The 18092-nt window shown below is 44.7% G+C and carries 15 protein-coding genes and 1 pseudogene; 8 read left to right on the forward strand and 8 right to left on the reverse strand.

Annotation, left to right across the window (positions count from 1 at the left end):
• Positions 1–203: 203 nt before the first annotated feature.
• The 4 genes from ACJJH9_RS07010 to ACJJH9_RS07025 all read left to right on the forward strand — a co-directional run bounded on the left by ACJJH9_RS07010 (position 204) and on the right by ACJJH9_RS07025 (position 3704).
• Entirely contained in the window at positions 204–440 is a 237-nt protein-coding gene (locus ACJJH9_RS07010; RefSeq protein WP_444885355.1) for a hypothetical protein, read from the forward strand.
• Positions 440–664, forward strand: coding sequence for a hypothetical protein (locus tag ACJJH9_RS07015; protein ID WP_444885354.1), 225 nt, complete (start codon positions 440–442; stop codon positions 662–664). Before ACJJH9_RS07010 ends, ACJJH9_RS07015 begins: the two co-directional genes overlap by 1 nt.
• Before the next feature lie 605 nt (positions 665–1269).
• On the forward strand, positions 1270–2247 hold the full coding sequence (locus ACJJH9_RS07020) for a DMT family transporter (protein WP_444924752.1): 978 nt from the start codon (positions 1270–1272) through the stop codon (positions 2245–2247).
• A gap of 281 nt (positions 2248–2528) precedes the next feature.
• The gene (locus tag ACJJH9_RS07025) at positions 2529–3704 is read left to right on the forward strand and encodes a glycosyltransferase family 4 protein (RefSeq protein WP_444924753.1); all 1176 of its coding nucleotides are present in this window, start codon (positions 2529–2531) and stop codon (positions 3702–3704) included.
• Positions 3705–4457: 753 nt separating this feature from the next.
• On the opposite strand, the gene ACJJH9_RS07030 is transcribed toward ACJJH9_RS07025, so the two are convergent.
• Positions 4458–5066 carry a short chain dehydrogenase gene (locus tag ACJJH9_RS07030; RefSeq protein WP_444924754.1) on the reverse strand — a complete coding sequence of 203 codons (609 nt, stop codon included), beginning with the start codon at positions 5064–5066 and terminating at the stop codon, positions 4458–4460.
• Between the two features lie 126 nt (positions 5067–5192).
• Here ACJJH9_RS07030 and ACJJH9_RS07035 point away from each other — a divergent pair, with 126 nt between their 5' ends.
• On the forward strand, positions 5193–6080 hold the full coding sequence (locus ACJJH9_RS07035; RefSeq protein WP_444924755.1) for a LysR family transcriptional regulator: 888 nt from the start codon (positions 5193–5195) through the stop codon (positions 6078–6080).
• Between the two features lie 8 nt (positions 6081–6088).
• Here the strand turns inward: ACJJH9_RS07035 and ACJJH9_RS07040 are convergent.
• Positions 6089–6520, reverse strand: a pseudogene (locus ACJJH9_RS07040) (IS5 family transposase); the annotation flags it as partial.
• Positions 6418–6885 carry a transposase gene (locus ACJJH9_RS07045; protein WP_353505443.1) on the reverse strand — a complete coding sequence of 156 codons (468 nt, stop codon included), beginning with the start codon at positions 6883–6885 and terminating at the stop codon, positions 6418–6420. The pseudogene ACJJH9_RS07040 and the gene ACJJH9_RS07045, both read right to left, overlap by 103 nt.
• 614 nt (positions 6886–7499) lie before the next feature.
• Between ACJJH9_RS07045 and ACJJH9_RS07050 the strand changes: the two genes are divergently transcribed.
• Complete coding sequence (locus ACJJH9_RS07050; protein WP_444924756.1) at positions 7500–8393, forward strand: alpha/beta fold hydrolase; 894 nt, start codon at positions 7500–7502, stop codon at positions 8391–8393.
• A gap of 145 nt (positions 8394–8538) precedes the next feature.
• Positions 8539–9477, forward strand: coding sequence for a transcription termination factor Rho (gene rho, locus ACJJH9_RS07055; RefSeq protein ID WP_444924757.1), 939 nt, complete (start codon positions 8539–8541; stop codon positions 9475–9477).
• Between the two features lie 103 nt (positions 9478–9580).
• On the opposite strand, the gene ACJJH9_RS07060 is transcribed toward rho, so the two are convergent.
• The 5 genes from ACJJH9_RS07060 to ACJJH9_RS07080 form a co-directional block, all read right to left on the reverse strand.
• Positions 9581–10042: a PaaI family thioesterase gene (locus ACJJH9_RS07060; RefSeq protein ID WP_444890677.1), complete on the reverse strand. Its 462-nt coding sequence runs from the start codon at positions 10040–10042 to the stop codon at positions 9581–9583.
• Between the two features lie 21 nt (positions 10043–10063).
• Positions 10064–11014, reverse strand: a complete 951-nt coding sequence (locus ACJJH9_RS07065) for a DMT family transporter (protein ID WP_444924758.1) — start codon at positions 11012–11014, stop codon at positions 10064–10066.
• A gap of 128 nt (positions 11015–11142) precedes the next feature.
• Complete coding sequence (locus tag ACJJH9_RS07070) at positions 11143–13245, reverse strand: 3-hydroxyacyl-CoA dehydrogenase NAD-binding domain-containing protein (RefSeq protein WP_444924759.1); 2103 nt, start codon at positions 13243–13245, stop codon at positions 11143–11145.
• Between the two features lie 46 nt (positions 13246–13291).
• Entirely contained in the window at positions 13292–14494 is a 1203-nt protein-coding gene (locus ACJJH9_RS07075) for a 3-oxoadipyl-CoA thiolase (RefSeq protein ID WP_444924760.1), read from the reverse strand.
• Between the two features lie 56 nt (positions 14495–14550).
• Positions 14551–16428 carry an acyl-CoA synthetase gene (locus tag ACJJH9_RS07080; RefSeq protein ID WP_444924761.1) on the reverse strand — a complete coding sequence of 626 codons (1878 nt, stop codon included), beginning with the start codon at positions 16426–16428 and terminating at the stop codon, positions 14551–14553.
• Between the two features lie 457 nt (positions 16429–16885).
• Here ACJJH9_RS07080 and ACJJH9_RS07085 point away from each other — a divergent pair, with 457 nt between their 5' ends.
• On the forward strand, positions 16886–18085 hold the full coding sequence (locus ACJJH9_RS07085; protein WP_252085468.1) for an acyl-CoA dehydrogenase family protein: 1200 nt from the start codon (positions 16886–16888) through the stop codon (positions 18083–18085).
• The last annotated feature ends 7 nt before the right edge of the window (positions 18086–18092 follow it).

An 18092-nucleotide genomic window follows, 5' to 3' on the forward strand; every position in this document is an offset into this window, starting at 1 on the left:
ATGAACCGGCACAGCAACGAACTGTGACAAACAAGGCCTTCGGTGGCCGCCGAAGGTGGGTCTCAATTTACCCGTTAGCGAAAAGGATTTTCAACATCGGAATCGGACAAGAACAACCATACAAGTACAACTGGCCACTTCGTGTCTTGGATCTCCAAATCGCTGTGCAGCTTTCCCGCCTGTCCAGCAGGCGATAGGTGATCATGAGTACAGAAGGAATAGCCTTAGTCAGCTACATCTTATTTTTAATATCTGGTATCACCGCGTTGGCAGTTGGGTCCATTGCTTTTTTCTATAGCTTGGAGGTGAACAAGAACATGAAGGAAGGAAGGAAGAAGGTGGGGCGCGATGATGCCGTTTGCAGTTTTTATGCCTTTGTTTTTTCTTGTGCTGCGAGCGTTATGTATAAAACTTACCCATGGAAAAGAATCTTTACCTGATGAAATCCAATAAAGAAGATTGGAGAGCGATCACATTTGCTTTTTACTCCCTAGTACATAATGACCTAAGAGATTGGGGAAAACTTCCAGATGAATTGAAAAATAGTGAGATTGGAGGTTTATGTCAGAAATATATTGATACTAAAGATATCCGGTATTTAATAGAGGCAGGCGAAATGCTTGCAGGTAAAAACTGGTATACAGCTCTCGGAAGAACATTTTGAGCTTTAAAATAAAATGAAAAAAGAGTTGATACTTAAGGATTGTTTAACATTGCAAAATCAAGTGTGATTGTGTCGCCTTATGTCTACACATAAAGAAAAAATGCTTCCGATCTAGGTTGAGCTAAGTGTCTCAGGTGGAGGCATTTAATTTAAAACGGTCCATCTCAGTATTCTAGGGCAGACGTCGCTTTTCAAAGAGTATGTGTTAGGCTGCTTTATCAAGAGTGTAGTAAAAGCAAAGTCTCCCATTTGCACGAAAATAAGGGGGTTGAATTTTGTGATGCGCCAGTTCAGTAACTTCTCAAGTGAAAAACCAAAGAGTTTGGCCTTGGTAAAATTGCCTCTTTTACTGTTTAAAAGTTCGACAAAACTAATAAAATGCTGAGAGCTAGGATATGGTTTACTTGGGTTCAAAATTTGAGGTAATATGAAAAATTTCGTATAACCTGAGTAAAGGTGGTATCTACATTAAAATAGCTCTCCCTAAGCTTGCTAGGTGATCTGTTGATGTTTTAAGTTGGTGATCGCTAGATATAATTTTTAATACATTTTGTTCGTGACTTTCTTGGTGTAGTTTTAAAAGGTTGAAATTGTATGGGAGGGTGTTGGATGAAAGTGTTTTCTTTTGGGTATTAATTTTTATTGATGGATATAGAAAATTGAAGGTAAAAAGCAGTCGAGGAATACTTCTCAGTATTGCAGCTATGCTCTGTATAGCTGGTATGGATGCAACCGGTAAACTACTTGTTCAAACCTATCCTATTGTGCAAATTATGGCTGTTCGATTTGCATTTTTTTTTATTGTTGTAATGCTCATAGCTTCACTCAAAGGTGATCTCAAGCAAGTTCGAAGTAATATTTGGGGTACTCAAGTTTTAAGGTCGCTTTTACTTGTGGTTGAGGTTACGGTATTTATACTTGCCTTTAGCATGATGCCATTAGCTGATGTCCATGCTATCGCTGCAATGGCCCCATTGTTCGCCATACTAATGGCTGGATGGCTTCTTGGGGAGAAGGTAGACCGAAGAAGCTGGATTGCCGTTGCTATTGGCTTTATAGGTGCTTTGATTATCATTCGCCCTGGATTGGGTGTTATGAGCTGGTATGTTGTTATACCGATCAGCGGGGCTATTTTATGGGCATCCTATCAAGTCCTTTCTCGTCGTGTCAGCCAATTTGATAGTTCCGCTACAACAGTCTTTTATACGGCCTTTATAGGTCTCATTGTATTTGGTGGGCTTGCTCCCTTTAACTGGGTAGAGCCGACGTCGATTGGCTGGCAACTATTAATACTTAATGGACTGCTTGGTGCAATGGGTCATTATTTGTTGATTAAAGCTCTTGCCTATGCTCAGGCTTCAACTTTGCAGCCTTTTAGCTATACCTTGTTATTTTGGGCTATAGCAATAGGCTTTATTTTATTTGATGAACTGCCAGATGAGCTCACACTGATTGGTGCAACTATTGTGTTGAGTGCGGGGATATATGCTTCGGATGCTGGACGGAAAATTAGTGAAATTTATTTGGCTGGATTTAAAAAGAGGTTTCATAGTGCACGAACTACGCCAAAGATAATAGATTGACATTTTTTATTAAAAGATGGGTGCTGTTTTAGATGTCGCAAGCAATGTTTTATTGTATATCCTAAAATTCATTTTTAATTTTACTGACTTGACATAGATCTAAAAATTATTTGCTTAAGGTATAGTTTTACTTTTTTCAGCATTAGAGGAGGCTGAAATCAATGTACCTTCATATATCAAGTATTGCTTGATTGTGAGGCTGTAAAGTGTTTTATTTAAAGTTTCAAAAAAAGAATGGGATGTGTTGAAAGGTTAATCTTAATTATATTTGGAGGGTGGTAGTGCATATCCTTATCCCTGTCTACTTTATGGCGCCACTGGGCGGACTTCATTCTCATGTATATGCTCAAGCAAGAGCAATTGTCAATGAAGGGTGGCGCTGTACTATATTGTGCAAACCTGGCCCTTTCGCTCAACAATGTCGCAGTAATGACATAGAAGTTATTGAAGACGATTTTAGCAGTCCTTTTGCATCGGCCGATCGAATTGCTGAGACTTATGATTTCGATCTTATACATACACATCCCTTTGCTTCTAGGGAGATCGGGCAGCGTATTGCTAAAATATTAGATATTCCCATAGTTCTAACAATTCACGGTAAGTATACCGATTCTTTGGAAGATGATTGTGAGGATTTTAGTCGTATTTACTGCGTTAGCCTTGGTGTAAGGGATCATCTTGTAAAAAAGCGAGTCGAAAATCTTCATAAAATATTGGTATATCCAAATGCAGTGAATACCGATATTTTTTATTGTGACCATATCAGTCAAGAGGATAAGGTAGGCCTTTTAAGGGATTTGATTTCTAGCCCAATCAGGAAGGATGATCGAATAATTGTTTTTACGTGTCGAATGGGGCCGGATAAAAAATTTATAATTAAATGCGTTATAGATGCCTGGAAGGATCAAGGTAAGAAGGGGTTGGATTCTTGGCAATGGATAGTAGCTGGTGATGGCTCGGAGAGAGATGAGTTGATATCTGCCGCAAATACTTTGAACAAAAATCTTGATCGTCAATGTATAACCTTTTTAGGATGGCAGTCGGAAGATAAGTTAAACACCCTTTATCAGTCGGCAGACTTAGTTATAGCTCCCGGAAGGAGTGCTCTAGACTGTATGGGAAGTAATAAGCCAGTAATTGCTATCGGTTCTAAGGGTTATATTGGCATTATAGATGAGGAAAACTGGTACAGGGGGGCCTATTCAAATTTTGGTGGTGTTGGTGAAAAAGATTATATTTCTGGCAGGTTATTTCAGGATATTAATACCATTATCAATGATGATGAGAGGCTTGCAGCGCTCGGTAGATTTGGTAGAAAACAAATTTTAAGCTTTTATAATCAAAAATATTGGGATAATTTTTTGCTAAACCAGTATCGTGAAGTTGTGACGCTACACAAAAAAGTTATCCCTCACCTTAGTCAATCAAAGAAAGATTTAATCTCGCTTGATATTTGATTTAATTCTAGTAATAGTTTCTCGGCCAATTTTTAAATTGGCCTATTCTGGTTGATAGAATACTGTGTCGTATTTTGCCAAGTATATGTCGATTAGAATACTACTTTTTTGATGTTCTGATGTATACACCATTAGCTGACAATGAATTAGGTTGGGGATATGCGTGTGCTTAAATATATAAATGTAGTGGAATACCTTAAGAGCAGTTGGTGAGGTCGTAGCTACATTTGCAGCAGTTGCTATCTTGGTTTGTCTCGCTGATTTGATCAGGGCACAAAACAAGGAGCCGAAAATAGCTTCTTCGTATGGAATATCTGTCGTATATAGGGAGGTTATGACAGCCATCTGTGAGTGAGATATGGCATATATCTATGCCAAAGTGATGAAAGAGTTTGCCTTCCTGCCCAGAGCAGATACTTTACGACTTATAGGGTTTGTATGTGGATTTTTTAAGGTTTAGGTTGAAGTCTTTTTTCAGTATAAGACTAATTGATTGGATGTTATCTCTTGGGGATCAAGGCGGTATAACAATTAGCAATGCCTGAGTCTAGACAAGTGGGAATATATTAAGGCTAATGTGAGATATCTGAAAATGAATGATATCTTTTATAGTTACCATAAGTTTCTAGTAGAAGATTCGTAGCAGCATAAACTCTATCAATCCGCTAAGGACACCTAAAGAAATTTTAGGGAGTCTGCTCCATGATTATATCTAAATCCTTCACACAGGGAAGGGGGGGTACTCCCCCCAGGCTAGGCATCGACGAAGATTACTTCGCCAGTTATAAATCCATCTACAGAACGCTCAAAAGCTTTTCCGACCAAGTGCCCCGGTACGGGCTCAAAGCCTGGCATCATGTCACCGTAGACATCCCAGGCTTCTTCCAATACCGTCGGATTAACCGCATTGATTCGAATCCCCCTGGGGAGTTCATAAGCAACGCATTTGACAAAGGTATCAATTGCTCCACTGGTTGTTGCATCGGCAATTGCCATGGGGATCGGCTTTATGTTTAGAATGCCGGATATTAGCGTAAAGGATCCTTTATCGGCGATATACTTTTGACCGATTCTTACAAGATTGATTTGCCCCATCATCTTGCTCATTACCGTTGTCATCCACTGTTGCTCAGTCATATCGACAAAGTTTGCGTATTCACAGAAACCAACGGTGTTTACGACAGCATCGAAGTCACCCACTGTCTCAAACAGTCGTCTGATAGACTCTTTATCAGTAATATCAACCTGATGGTCACATCCCTTGCCCGAACGACTTGCTGTGATAACCCTATGGCTGCTTAACCCTGTTAAAGCGGCCTGTCCCATTTTACCTTGTGCGCCAATGAGGATAACGTTTTTCACTCTAAGTACCTGTTTTATATGAAGAATTTACTATTTTCCGCAATGCGATGCTGCTCAATTACTAGGAGAATGCTAGTTTTATTGTGATACAATGTTAAACAGTATTTATTTGTAAGAGATACAAGTGTGAACCAAATAAATCGATTGGAGGTCAAGCAGCTCCGAATATTCCAGGCATTAATATCTGAAAGAAGTGTATCTCGTGTCGCAAGTCAGGTCGGCCTTACTCAGCAAGCTGTTAGTGAACATTTAAAAAAGTTGAGAGATATTTTTAGTGATGAACTTTTTCTCCGGAAAAGCAATGGACTAATTCCAACGCCGACAGCAATAAACTTAGGGAAAAAGGTTGATGCGATCCTCCAAGGGTTAGATAAATTGTTGGAGCCAGCAGTTTTTGAGCCATCTAAAATAGCACAAACCTATACCATCGCTGCGACAGATTACTCCCAACAAGTGGTGCTTCCCGGCTTATTGCCTAAACTCAGAGCGCTAGCTCCCAACTTGAAAGTGGTAATACGGGATATTGCTACAGACAGACTGGAAGAGTTAATGAGTGAAGCCAAGGTGGATTTAATAGTTGCAGATTCGGATATAAATTCTGACCTGTACTCTTCTATCACATTATTTACTGATTACTATGTCTGCGTTGCGGCAAAGAGTTCGCCTCTGGTAAAGAAGAAGCTGGGTTTGGAGGAAATAGCTTCTGAGCCGCATCTTATGGCATCTCCTGTTAAGTCTGGAGCATCAGGAATTATTGATGGTTGGTTTGCAAAGCACCGTTTGCATAGAAATGTAGTTATGTCTACACCATGTTTTACCACGGTTCCACAATATCTCAAGAAAACAGATATGCTTGCTTTTTTACCTAATCGGATAGCGAGTGATTCAAACCTTGCCATTCTTAATCTGAAAAACAAACCGATAGAGTTTGATGTTATAGCCGCATGGCACCCACGTTCAGATCATGATGCTTTACATAATTGGGTTGTAAACTTGTTGAGAGAGAGTGCCTAGAAACTGTTTCATAACTTCTTTAGCGTAATTAACATGCAGGCAATATAGAAAAAAGCTCTGTATGAAGATAAGTAGCGATCCCACCTGACGACTAAACGGCGGTAGTTCCCTAGCCATGCAAAAGTTCGCTCAACTTTCCAGCGTCGCACATATCTCCTAAGCTTTCTGCCATCTTGTTTCGAAGGTTTTCTTCTATTCCTGCGGTGAGGGCAAATTAGGTCAATTTCACGGCGGGCCAAACTATGGCGTAGTGGATCAGAATCTGCAGCCTTGTCGTACACCAGTCGTCGAATTTTTGTATTTTCATAGGTAACATCGAGTAGTGGATGTAATAAATTTACTTCTGCTGGTGAGGCCGAAGTAACGGTGCCTCCCAATGGAATACCTTCGCCATCGACCACCACCATCCACTTTGTACCCTTGCCTCGCTTAGTTTTTCCGACTTCTGCTCCCCTTTTTTTGCTGAAGCAAAGCTACCATCCGAAAAGACTTCTTCCCAATTGAGCAGGGATCTTTGATCGAGCTGTCCGAGAAATTTTCTCCAAGCCTCCAACCAAGCGCCTTGCTCTTCCCAAAACTGGAGCCTTCTCCAGCAAGTACTCGGCGAAGGGTAAGATGGGGGGAGATCCTTCCATCGTGCTCCTGATCGCAAAATCCACAAGATACCTTCAAAACATGCACGGTTATCAATGGGTTTGGGACCTCCTTTTCCACGTTTTAGCTGGGGAAGGCAAGGCTCAATCAATTTCCACTGAGCGTCGGTTAATTCTGACTTAAATCTACTCACACTTACTGGTCTTATCATTCCATGAGGTCGCAAGAATAACTGATTTCAAGTTATGAAACAGCTTCTAGTATTCTGTAGTTGATATTAAAGTGCATAAAGGTACGAGAGGGCATAGAGAGTTCTGGGGTTACTGAATAAATGAGATCTTTAGAAACGCAATTTTATCAGAAAAACAAATGACTTTTGATTTTTGTTCGTGCAATAAGAAGTTGAATATGAGGGGCACGTCGGAGAGAGTGGCGTAGAAATATATCAAGCCCTTAAATGTAGAGATTGTAATAGAGCATGAGACTTTGCTATTCCTGTTGGGATGCCACAGTTTAGCTCTGTGGGTGAGCATGCCCATTGTGATATTGAGGAGATGTATATCATTTTAAAAGTTAAAGGTACTATGGCTATCGAAGGCGAGAAGATACGAGTTTCCACTGAAGGTATAATTTCAACTAAAAAGCTGGAGCCCATGGATTAGTTAATGACTCATCGAAAGAGATGGAATTGTTAATTAATCAAGCCATTTTGAAGTGGTACCAGCTTAGTAGGTCAGTTAATTTGACGGTAGAAAATTACCCGGCTTTAATGCCCCAATTTTCATTGGGGTGACGATTTAACAGCGTGATTGGGAGTAGGGAAGAGTGTTGAAAATACGAAACTTCTTAAGAATGGTCTTTATTGGGATTGGTTTATCTGTGGTTAATGTGGCTGCAGAAGAAGTCGAGATAGATATAGACCTCACTATTTATTATGAACAATCGGGGAGTGGCGATACTGCCATTATTTTTATTCCTGGCTGGATGATGTCGGCAGACGTTTTTGAGCATCAACTTGCCCACTTTAAAGATTCTAAAAAGTACCGCGCGCTGGCATATGATCCCCGTGGGCAGGGCAAATCATCAAAGCCCGTCGAGGGACACACCTATCAACAACATGCTAGAGACCTGGCTAAGTTAATAGAGACATTGGATCTAGACAGCGTGATCTTGGCAGGTTGGTCATATGGCGTAACAGAGCAATTGGCCTATTTGAATCAGTTTGGTTCCGATAAACTGAAAGCGATGATCATGATTGATACTGGACCAGATATAGCGGGAGCAAGTCGTGATGAGTGGGTTTGGTATCTAAATGATGATTCGGACGGCTATTCACGCTCATTTACTGAGGGCATTATAGAAGATCGAGATAATGTAATTAGTGAATTTGTGAATTGGATGCTTGAAAATCCTTCAAAGGAAAATATTGCCTGGGTTACCCAGATTGCTAATCAGACCTCTAGTAGTGTCGCTTCAATTACCAACGCGACCGGGTTTTACCTGGACTATAGTGATGATCTTGTAGCATTGGAAGGTAAATTGCCCCTATTGTATGTTGTGAGAGAGGAAGTTAAAAGCGTTGCGGATAAATGGATTAAGGCCAATACACCGTCTGCCACTGCTGTTTATATGGGAAAACACATGATGTTTTGGGAGAGACCTAGAGAGTTTAATCAGGTGCTCGATCAATTTCTTTCTGCCATGGAGAATGATAAATAATATATAAGCCCCTGCTTTACTTGACTTGTATTTAGAGTGGTTTCGTGGTGATAAACACAGAGGATCAGGAAAATCTGGTTCTCTGTAGTTTTGTTTCAAAAGTTAAAGTGCTCCCCAATGGGAAATGATTTGTAAAGCGCATATTATGTCTAGAAAAATATTATCCTTAAAGGTAAAAAGAAATACGGAACCTAAAAATATTGATAAAAAGCAAGAAGATACTTCTGATCCAAAGAAGCGGTTCTTAAATGGCGTAGCTATTAATCCATCTGAGCCTATTCGCCTTGAGTCAGGTTCTCAGCAACTTACGGTACGGGCGATGGATTTGATTACGCCAATTGGCAAGGGGCAACGGGGCTTGATTGTGGCTCCACCGGGCTGTGGCAAAACCACTATCCTTAAGCATATCTGCCAAGCAGTGGGGAAGGCTTACCCCGAAATAAAGCTGTACGCTTTGCTTATTGATGAAAGGCCAGAGGAGGTTACTGACTTCAAGCGAAGTGTACCGGCGGAAGTTTATGCGTCCTCTTCTGATCATAGCTATAAAGAGCATGTGCGGGTAGCTAATGAACTCCTTGATAGGGCCTGTAAGGAAGCCGGTGAAGGCCAGGATGTAATGATTGTGGTTGACTCGTTGACAAGGCTATCACGGGTGCATAATGCGCAGCAGAGTGGTAGGGGACGTACAATGTCAGGTGGGATAGATGCCAGGGCTATGGAGATACCCAGAAAGCTGTTTGGCGCTGCGAGAAAGATTGAAGATGGTGGATCACTTACGATTCTGGCAACGATACTCGTGGATACGGGAAGCCGAATGGACCAGGTGATATTTGAGGAGTTTAAGGGTACGGGAAATATGGAGGTAGTATTGTCAAAGGAAGTTGCGAGACAGCGAATTTTCCCTGCCTTGGATATTACTAAAAGCAGTACTCGCCGTGAGGAAGTCCTGTTTAACTCGAAAGATATTGCAACGATAAGAGCTTTACGAAGAACGCTTGCCAGCCTCAAGACTGTAGACGGCACTAAAAAACTTATTGAGCTCCTTAAAAAGTACCCGACTAATGCGGAGTTACTTGGCCATTAATTTTGGTTAAGTTTAAGGGGAGTATTTAGCCGCTTAGCATTTAAGGAGTTAGTTACTGAACGCCCGAGTCCTTATTATGACAGCTGTTAGTCAGTCGGGGGCTTCACACTTCAATTCTATGGTGTGTTTTTGCAGGATACTCTTCAATGGCTTCCCCCTCTAGTATTTCACTACCAGTTTGGTAACGCATTGTCATCTGGCCAGTTGCAAGCAGAGTTCCTACACTGTCATAAACTTCGGTATAGGAATAAAAGATTTTATGCCCCGAGCTGGTCAACTTACCTATGGCGGTTAACTGGTTGGTTTTGGCTCGACCGGTGAAATTAGTTGTTAATGAAAGCGTGAGGGACTTACGCCGACGATTTGGGTATGGGCAGTAGAGACCACAGTAGGAACCGGCAATATCAATTAACGTTGTAATAAATCCCCCATGGGGTACTCCGTGGCTATTCAAATGCTCAGGAAGTACGGTTACGCTGATCACTACACGGCCTTCCTGCCACTCATCAATTTTTACACCCAAATGATCATTAAACGGTGGTTGTTTTTTATTTTGCCAGCTCATTTCGACTTACCTTTTGGGAAATTAGTTAGGAACAGGGTGCGTTCGGGCAGCCTGCTGGGTGGAGAAATACACTGTGAGCAGGCCTGCTGTGACCACTATACAAATTCCTATCAGCGCAATTGTGTTAGGCAGATGTTGCCATATCAGCCAGCCAAAAATGCCCGCAATAACCACTCCAAAATAGCTGATTGGTGAAACTACACTGGGTTTTGCATAACTATAAGCTTTGGTATAGAGCCATATCGCTAATAAAACAGAAACCCCATTAAAAGCCAGGTAGGGAATAGTCCAGCTAGGTATTGATTGCCAGTAGTAGATACCCAGGGGCAGGCTGCACATAAATGAGATAAGGACATAGTAAAACAAAATAAGACTCGACTTATCAGTGTGAGACAGAATACGTGTGCCCACCATAGAGGCAGCTAGAGTAATACCTGACAGTAAGCCGAAGGCGTGGCCACTGCTGATACCATGGATATCAGGTTGAAGAATCAGTGCGATACCAAGTAGCCCAAGCACAATGGGTAGCCAGCTTGCGGCGGGAATCTGTGCGCGCGCCCAAAGCCAGGCTACAAGCGGAACAAAAATAGGGGCGGCATTGCGCAGTAAGCCTGCCTCCATCAATGAAATACGGCTGAGTGCATAAAAGTAGGAAAAGAAGCAGAGCCAGCCTGCAAAGCCGCGCAGTAAATGGGTTTTCCAGTGTTGTGTTATGAGCTTTTGGGGTGACTGGCGCACCAGCCAGGGAATAAGTAATAGTAAGCAGATGCTGTATTGGCTGAGCACTATTAAAGGTACTGGTACGGCGGGTGATATCCATTTACTGGCTGCGGCGGCTGTACTGGCAACCATAGCGGTGGCCAGTGCGTAACCTATGCCTTTCCAATTGTTTCTCTTAACCCTGGCTTGGATCGCTTTGTGGTGATCTGGCGGTTCTGGTGACTGTTCGAGCTGCAGCTCATTAAGACGCATTTGGCTCGGTCGTAGTTTCGATTCTATTAACGTATCAGGCCTTATCATTGTGCTGCCAACTAAAAATCTCTCAACTTTGGCAAAAAGGGTAACCGGTACTTTTACCGGTTACCCTTGAGAAGCGAATACTATCGCTGATCGTCTGCCCAGTCCGTAAATGTTTTACCTTCTTTTGCCAGTTGGACGAGCAATGGTGCGGGAGTCCAGTTGGCTTCGCCATGTAGGTCACGGAATGTGCAAATAGTATCGTAAATCTTTTTCAAGCCGATGCTATCTGCGTAAAACATGGGGCCGCCACGATGGGGGGGGAAACCATAGCCATAAACATACACAACATCAATATCACTGGGACGTTGGGCTATTCCATCTTCCAGAATCCTGGCTCCCTCATTAATTAGGGAGAAAGTAAGGCGACTAAGAATTTCTTTATCAGAGATTTCTCGCCGCTCTATCCCGTGCGCTTTGGCTTGAGCCTCTATAATTGCTTGGACTTCGGGGTCACTGGTACGAGCGCGAGTTTCTGGGTCATAGCGGTAATAACCGGCTCCACTCTTTTGGCCCAGGCGTCCCATCTCTACTAAAGCATCCGCAATGCAGTAGGTTTTGGGGTCGCCTTTTTCTGCTTCGCTCAGACCCTCGCGGGCCTTGTGGCCAATATCGAGACCGGCCAAATCTCCAACCGCTATGGGCCCCATGGCCATGCCCCAGGATTGCATTACGGTATCTATTTGCTCCGGGGTGGCTCCTTCTATCAAACAGAGTTGCGCTTCGCGGGCATAGGGCCGCAGCATCCGGTTGCCAATAAACCCATAACAGTTTCCGGCCAGCACGGGAACTTTCTTGATAGTTTTTGCCAACCGCATTGCGGTAGCAATAACATCGTCGGCGCTCTTTGAGCCACGAACGACTTCTAGAAGTTTCATAACATTGGCGGGGCTGAAAAAGTGTAAGCCGATAACATCTTCTGGCCGATTGGTAGCAGCGGCGATCTGGTCGATATCCTGGTAGGAAGTGTTTGTTGCGAGAATGGTGCCAGGTTTACAGTATTGGTCCAGCTTGGAAAAAATTTCCTTTTTAAGCGTTACATTCTCAAACACAGCTTCGATAACGAGGTCTACTTCTACCAGGTCGGAATAGTCAGTGGTTCCCTGGATTAGTGAGAGACAGTGTGCTTTTTGGGGCTCTGTAATCTTCCCCTTTTTCATACTGATATTGTAATTCTTGTCGATTACTGCTAGGCCACGTTCTACGGCAGCTTGATCGATATCTAGCAGCTTGACTGGGATACCGGCATTGGCAAAATTCATGGCGATACCTCCCCCCATCGTGCCGCCGCCAATAATGCCAATACTGTTTATTTCTCTGATAGGGGTATCTTTGGAGAGACCCTGAACTTTTGTCGCACGTCGCTGGGCAAAGAACATATGCCTCAGGGCGGCAGACTGACTTGAGAGTAGACATTCGATGAATAGATCCAGCTCTTTAGCCAGCCCTTTATCGAATGGCAGCTTCACCGCTGCCTCCACACAGGAGACAATATTCTGTGGGGCCAGTTGACCAGGTGCTCTTTTTTCCAGTCGCTGGCGGAAATCCTCGAACAGGCCCTCTGGAATACTGGCAGGATCTATTGTGATGTCCCGGACTCTGCGTGGTGGGGCTTTCTGGTCAATTAGCTCGCGAGCAAAGGCGAGGGCCCCTTCGAATAGATCATCATCAACCACGTGATCGATCAGCTTCATGCTTTTGGCTTTCGCGGTCGGGATTGGGGCACCTTTGGTGATCATTTCTAATGCAGCCGCAACGCCGGCCAGACGTGGAGTGCGCTGAGTACCACCGGCCCCAGGCAATAACCCCAATTTAACTTCAGGCAGGCCGACTTTGGCAGATGCCAGGGCACAGCGATAGTGACAAGCCAGTGCCACCTCAAAGCCCCCGCCCAATGCGGTACCGTGAATAGCGGCAATCACCGGTTTACGAGAGTTTTCGATTTCGGTAATCACTTCAGATAAGGCAGGTGCCTGTGGAGGTTTACTAAATTCTGTGATGTCTGCACCAGCAATAAAAGTGCGGCCTTCACATATTAAAACCAGTGCCTGAGAGGCATCTTCCTGGGCACTCTTGATCGCTCCCCAAATGCCTTCGCGCAGCCCGTGGGAAAGCGCGTTGACAGGGGGGTTGTTAAGTCGAATAACACCAATATTGCCAATAAGTTCATAATTTACGGTAGACATTGTTATCTCCAGATCTTAAATGACTATTAGATGGTCTTGCCGGTTTTTATATACGCTCAATAATCACTGCGATTCCCTGACCAATACCAATACACATGGTGGCTAACCCGTAGCGTCCACCGCTACGCTCCAGCTGACGTAATGCTGTGAGTAGAATGCGGGCTCCGCTGGCGCCGAGGGGATGCCCAACTGCAATTGCACCACCATTGGGGTTTACCCTGGAGTCCCCGTAATCAATCTCGAGCATTTTCAGGCAGCCCATAGCCTGTACAGCAAAAGCCTCGTTAAACTCCATGACATCCATATCTGCCAGGCTCAAGCCTGCACGAGCCAATGCCTTACGGGTAGCCGGGACCGGGCCTAAACCCATTACTCTTGGCTCCACTCCCGCAATAGCACTGGCGAGAATACGTGCGCGGGGCTTGAGATCGACGGCCTGGCCGGCTTCCTGGCTGCCAATAATGAGTGCTGCGGCACCATCGTTGATTCCGGAAGCATTTCCAGCAGTCACTACGCCGTCTTCAAACAATGGGCGTAGTGTTTGCAGGCGCTCCAGGCTAGTATCGGGGCGGGGATGTTCATCAGTATCGATAAGGCGGAGTGGTTGCTTTCTGCCCTGTGGCACCTCGATAGGGATAATTTCATCAATAAAAAAGCCATCAATACGCGCACTTTCATATTTTGCTTGTGAAGCTAGTGCAAAGATATCGCACTCTTCCCGCTGAATATTCAGGTCTGCGGCGATATTGTCTGCAGTTTGCGGCATGGTATGGCTGCCAAATTCTGCAACAATATCGGGATTGGTGAAGCGCGGACCCAAAGTGGTATCCGCCAATTGCTGGGTGCGATCGAAAGGGCTGCTTGCTTTGGAGAGGACCAAGGGGGCACGGCTCATGGATTCAACACCACCGGCAATGAACAAATCACCTTCCAAGGCCCTAATGCAGCGGGCTGCATCGGCAACGGCAGATAAGCCTGAACCACATAGGCGGTTTACCGTAATACCACCGGTGGAGATTGGCAGTCCTGCAATTAGCCCGGCAAAGCGGGCGATATTACGACTGTCCTCACCGGCCTGATTGGTATTTCCGGCAATCACATCCTCAAATTGCTTGTGATCGAAATTATTACGTTCAACCAGGGCTTTAATGACATGCGCGAGCATATTGTCTGGCCTGATACTGGAAAGGCTACCTCCATGGCGACCAAAAGCACTTCGGCCGCCATCATAGATATAAGCTTGTGGCATTGTCAGTTTTCCCAATGATTGATTATTGTTTTGTGAGCAGTAGTAAATGTCCGCGCTTAATCAAACTCCAGCGCTACCGGAATATTTTCCAATGCCTCCTCTGCTACCGTTTTAGCTGAAGGTTTTTCCAGACGAACTTTTGCAACCTGGCCCAGGGCACTATCAAAACGGGCAGAAAACTCTGCAGATATATTTTTTTCCTGAAGTGCCTGACCAATAACATATTCGGTAGCGCGATTGCGCAAGGCGGGTTTGAATACCTTGGCTACAGCGGTTAGGGGGATTTCATCAATAATCTCTACCCGCTTGGGTATCGCTGCACGTTCAGAAATCTGGGTGCGGCAGTAGTCGATAAGCTGCGCTTCTGTGGGTGGATTTTCGGACGGGTATAGAGTGACGTAGGCCACCGGAACCTCACCGGCATAGGCATCGGGCTGGCCAACGGCAACGGCCATAGCCACGGCGGGGTGACGGCTTAGCGGTTCTTCAATCAAGGCTGGATCTATATTGTGGCCGCCACGAATGATTAAATCCTTGGCTCGCCCGGTCAGATAAAGATTGCCATCGCCATCGACATATCCCATATCGCCAGTATTAAACCAACTGTGGTCAACCCAAGCCTTGGCGTTATCCTCTTCGGAGAGATAGCCTGAAAAAATATGTGGCCCTCGTGCAAGTACAATACCGACTTCACCGGTGTTACAGGTTCTCACTAGCCGGTTTCCATCCACTTCGGCAATTTTCATTTCCATATAGGGGAGGCGGCGGCCGACGCTGCCCTCGGGTGCTTGCATATCTGTTGGGGGGCGGGCCAGCAGGCAGCTGGACTCTGTCATGCCATAGCCGTTACTTACCGTCACATTGAATTTTTCCTCAAACGCACTCTTAAGCGCTGGGGGTAAAGGCGAGGCCCCGCAGCCAACATCTGTCAGGCAGCTGATGTCATTGTCGCCCACAGGGATTTGCATCAAGATGCCGAGAATAGTGGGCACGGCGCCAAAGCCCTGTACACGGAAGCGGGCGACGTGATGCCACCAGTTGGGGAGCACATTGGGGGAGCGAAAACCTGAGGGGGTCATTATAACAATCGTGCGGCCGGCGAGCAGAGTGCCTATGCCGGCGACCACAGTGCCGAAAATGTGAAACAGAGGAAGGCCACTGAGGGTAGCAAATCGCCCCTTACTGGATGTCGTGTCCACACTCAGCTGTGCGACAAATGCAATATTGCTGTGGGTCAGGCGTGCAATTTTAGGCCGCCCGGTTGTTCCTCCGGTGTGGAAGTAACTGGCAATTTCATCGCCTTGAATAGTTCTCCCACTAATTAAATGGTCATTTGGCTGTTGGGCAATAGCCAATACAAAATTCTCTACCTTAATGCCGGAAGGTATGGATAGGGTGCTAACCGGTTTTTTACTGATTAGCAGCAGTGCCTTCAAGGTTGGAACCTGCTTAATAACCTGCGCAACCTTTTCCCAAATCTCCTCACTGAGATCCTGCCCAAGGCTGACTAATACCTTGGCTTTGGTGGCATTCATGATCTCGGCGATATGCTCCGGTTCCAGCAACGGATTGATAGGGCTGGCGATTCCCGCGGCTTGTCCACCCCAGAGTGCAAAATGCGTTTCAGGAAGGTTGGGTAATAGTAATGAAACGGTATCTGTCGAATTAATACCGAGAGAATGGAGTAGATTGGCGGTTTGGTGAACTTTTTCGGATAGCTGCGAGTAGCTCACAGTCACACTTTCTTCATCTGGTACAGCGGTGGGAAGAAATTCGATGGCTGCATCTTGTTGGTAAAGACGGGCGGCCTGCCGAATTAAATCGTAGGTGTTTTCCCAGGGATAACGTTGTAACAAAGGTACTTTTTCATATTCCTGGATTTCTGCAAGAGATTGCAGCATGGGACTGCCAGTGGAAGTGGACGTGATAGACATGGGGGCTTCTCTCACTATGGTTATTATGTTGATGACAATATCAAAAGTGAAAAGAGCATTCCACTCTGCGGAATTCAATGGTAATGTTTTGTGCGTCGAGTGGTTATTTAAAAGCTAATTGGTGGGAATTGGCGGATAAATATTTACATCAGCTATATATAAACGCCACTAAGTAGAAAGTTGCGTCAATAGAGTTGGCTCGATAATTGAGGACCTACTTGCGTGAGTCGGAAAAAGTCAAAATTGCGATGCTCAGATATCAATATCATCCTGAAATTGTTTGTAGATAGGTTTAATTAAGACAAAGAGTGGAGCTCGCCGAGCCAGATCGAAAGTGAATTTATTCCGCTTGTATAAGGGAACTTCCGAATTTAGTACATGTTGATTGTGCAAGTTGGTGAAGGAAGTTGGCTGAAAAATCTCTGCCAATTGCACCCATATAAACAGGAGCAAGCGAATGAATATAGATTTTTCCCCCGAAGAATTAGCTTTTCAGCAGGAAGTTAAGCAATTCCTGCAAGAGAAGCTTCCGGCGGATATCAGTGAGAGGACTTTGGATGAAATTCCCCTGGGAAAAGAGGACTATGAACGCTGGCAAAAGATCCTGTACGAACAGGGTTGGGCTGCGACTAACTGGCCAGTTGAATATGGGGGGACCGGTTGGACGCCAACACAAAAATACATCTGGGCCAATGAGTGTGCCAACTTTGGCGCGCCAGATGTAATTCCTTTCGGCTTTAAAATGGTTGCACCGGTTATCTTCACTTATGGTAGTGAAGAGCAAAAACAGCGGTTTTTACCGGATATTTTGGCAAGTAATGTTTGGTGGTGCCAAGGGTATTCGGAGCCAAATGCGGGCTCTGATTTGGCGTCGTTAAAAACCACAGCAGTGCGAGATGGCGATGAGTATATCGTTAATGGCACCAAAACCTGGACTACTCTGGGACACTGGGCCGATTGGATTTTCTGCCTGGTTCGTACCGGAGGCCCCGAAGTCAAAAACCAGGCGGCAATCACTTTCCTGTTAATTGAAATGAACCACCCAGGCATTACTGTATCGCCCATTATGACTTTGGGCGGTCATCATGAAGTGAATGAAGTGCATTTTGATAATGTACGGGTACCCGTGGCCAACCGTATTGGAGAGGAAGGTCACGGCTGGACCTATGCCAAGGTACTGTTGACCCATGAACGCACGGGCATTGCACGGGTTGCCACTTCCAAAAAACGTTTACAGACTTTAAAAAAACTGGCAGGTGATACTTGTGATGGTGACGCCAGCCTCCTGGAAAATCCAGCCTTTGCGCAAAAGCTCGCAGAAGTTGAAATAGATCTTTTAGCTTTGGAGTTTACTGAGCTAAGAGCGCTTGCGGCAGTGAGTACCGGTAATGCACCGGGACCGGAATCCTCCATTTTAAAAATTAAAGGAACTGAAATCGCCCAACTTATTGATGAACTTTACATGGAAACTGCGGGTTACTACGGAATGCCATTTGTCCGGGAGCAATTTAAAAGCGGATTTGATGGTGAGCATGTAGGCCCTGGAGTTATTACCAGCAGCGTGCCCCGTTACTTAAATAACCGTAAATCCTCGATTTATGGTGGCAGTAACGAAATTCAAAAAAATATTATCAGCAAGTGGGTACTTGGCCTGTAAACGTGAC

The organism is Microbulbifer mixtoriginis (SeqCode), assembly GCF_052466715.1.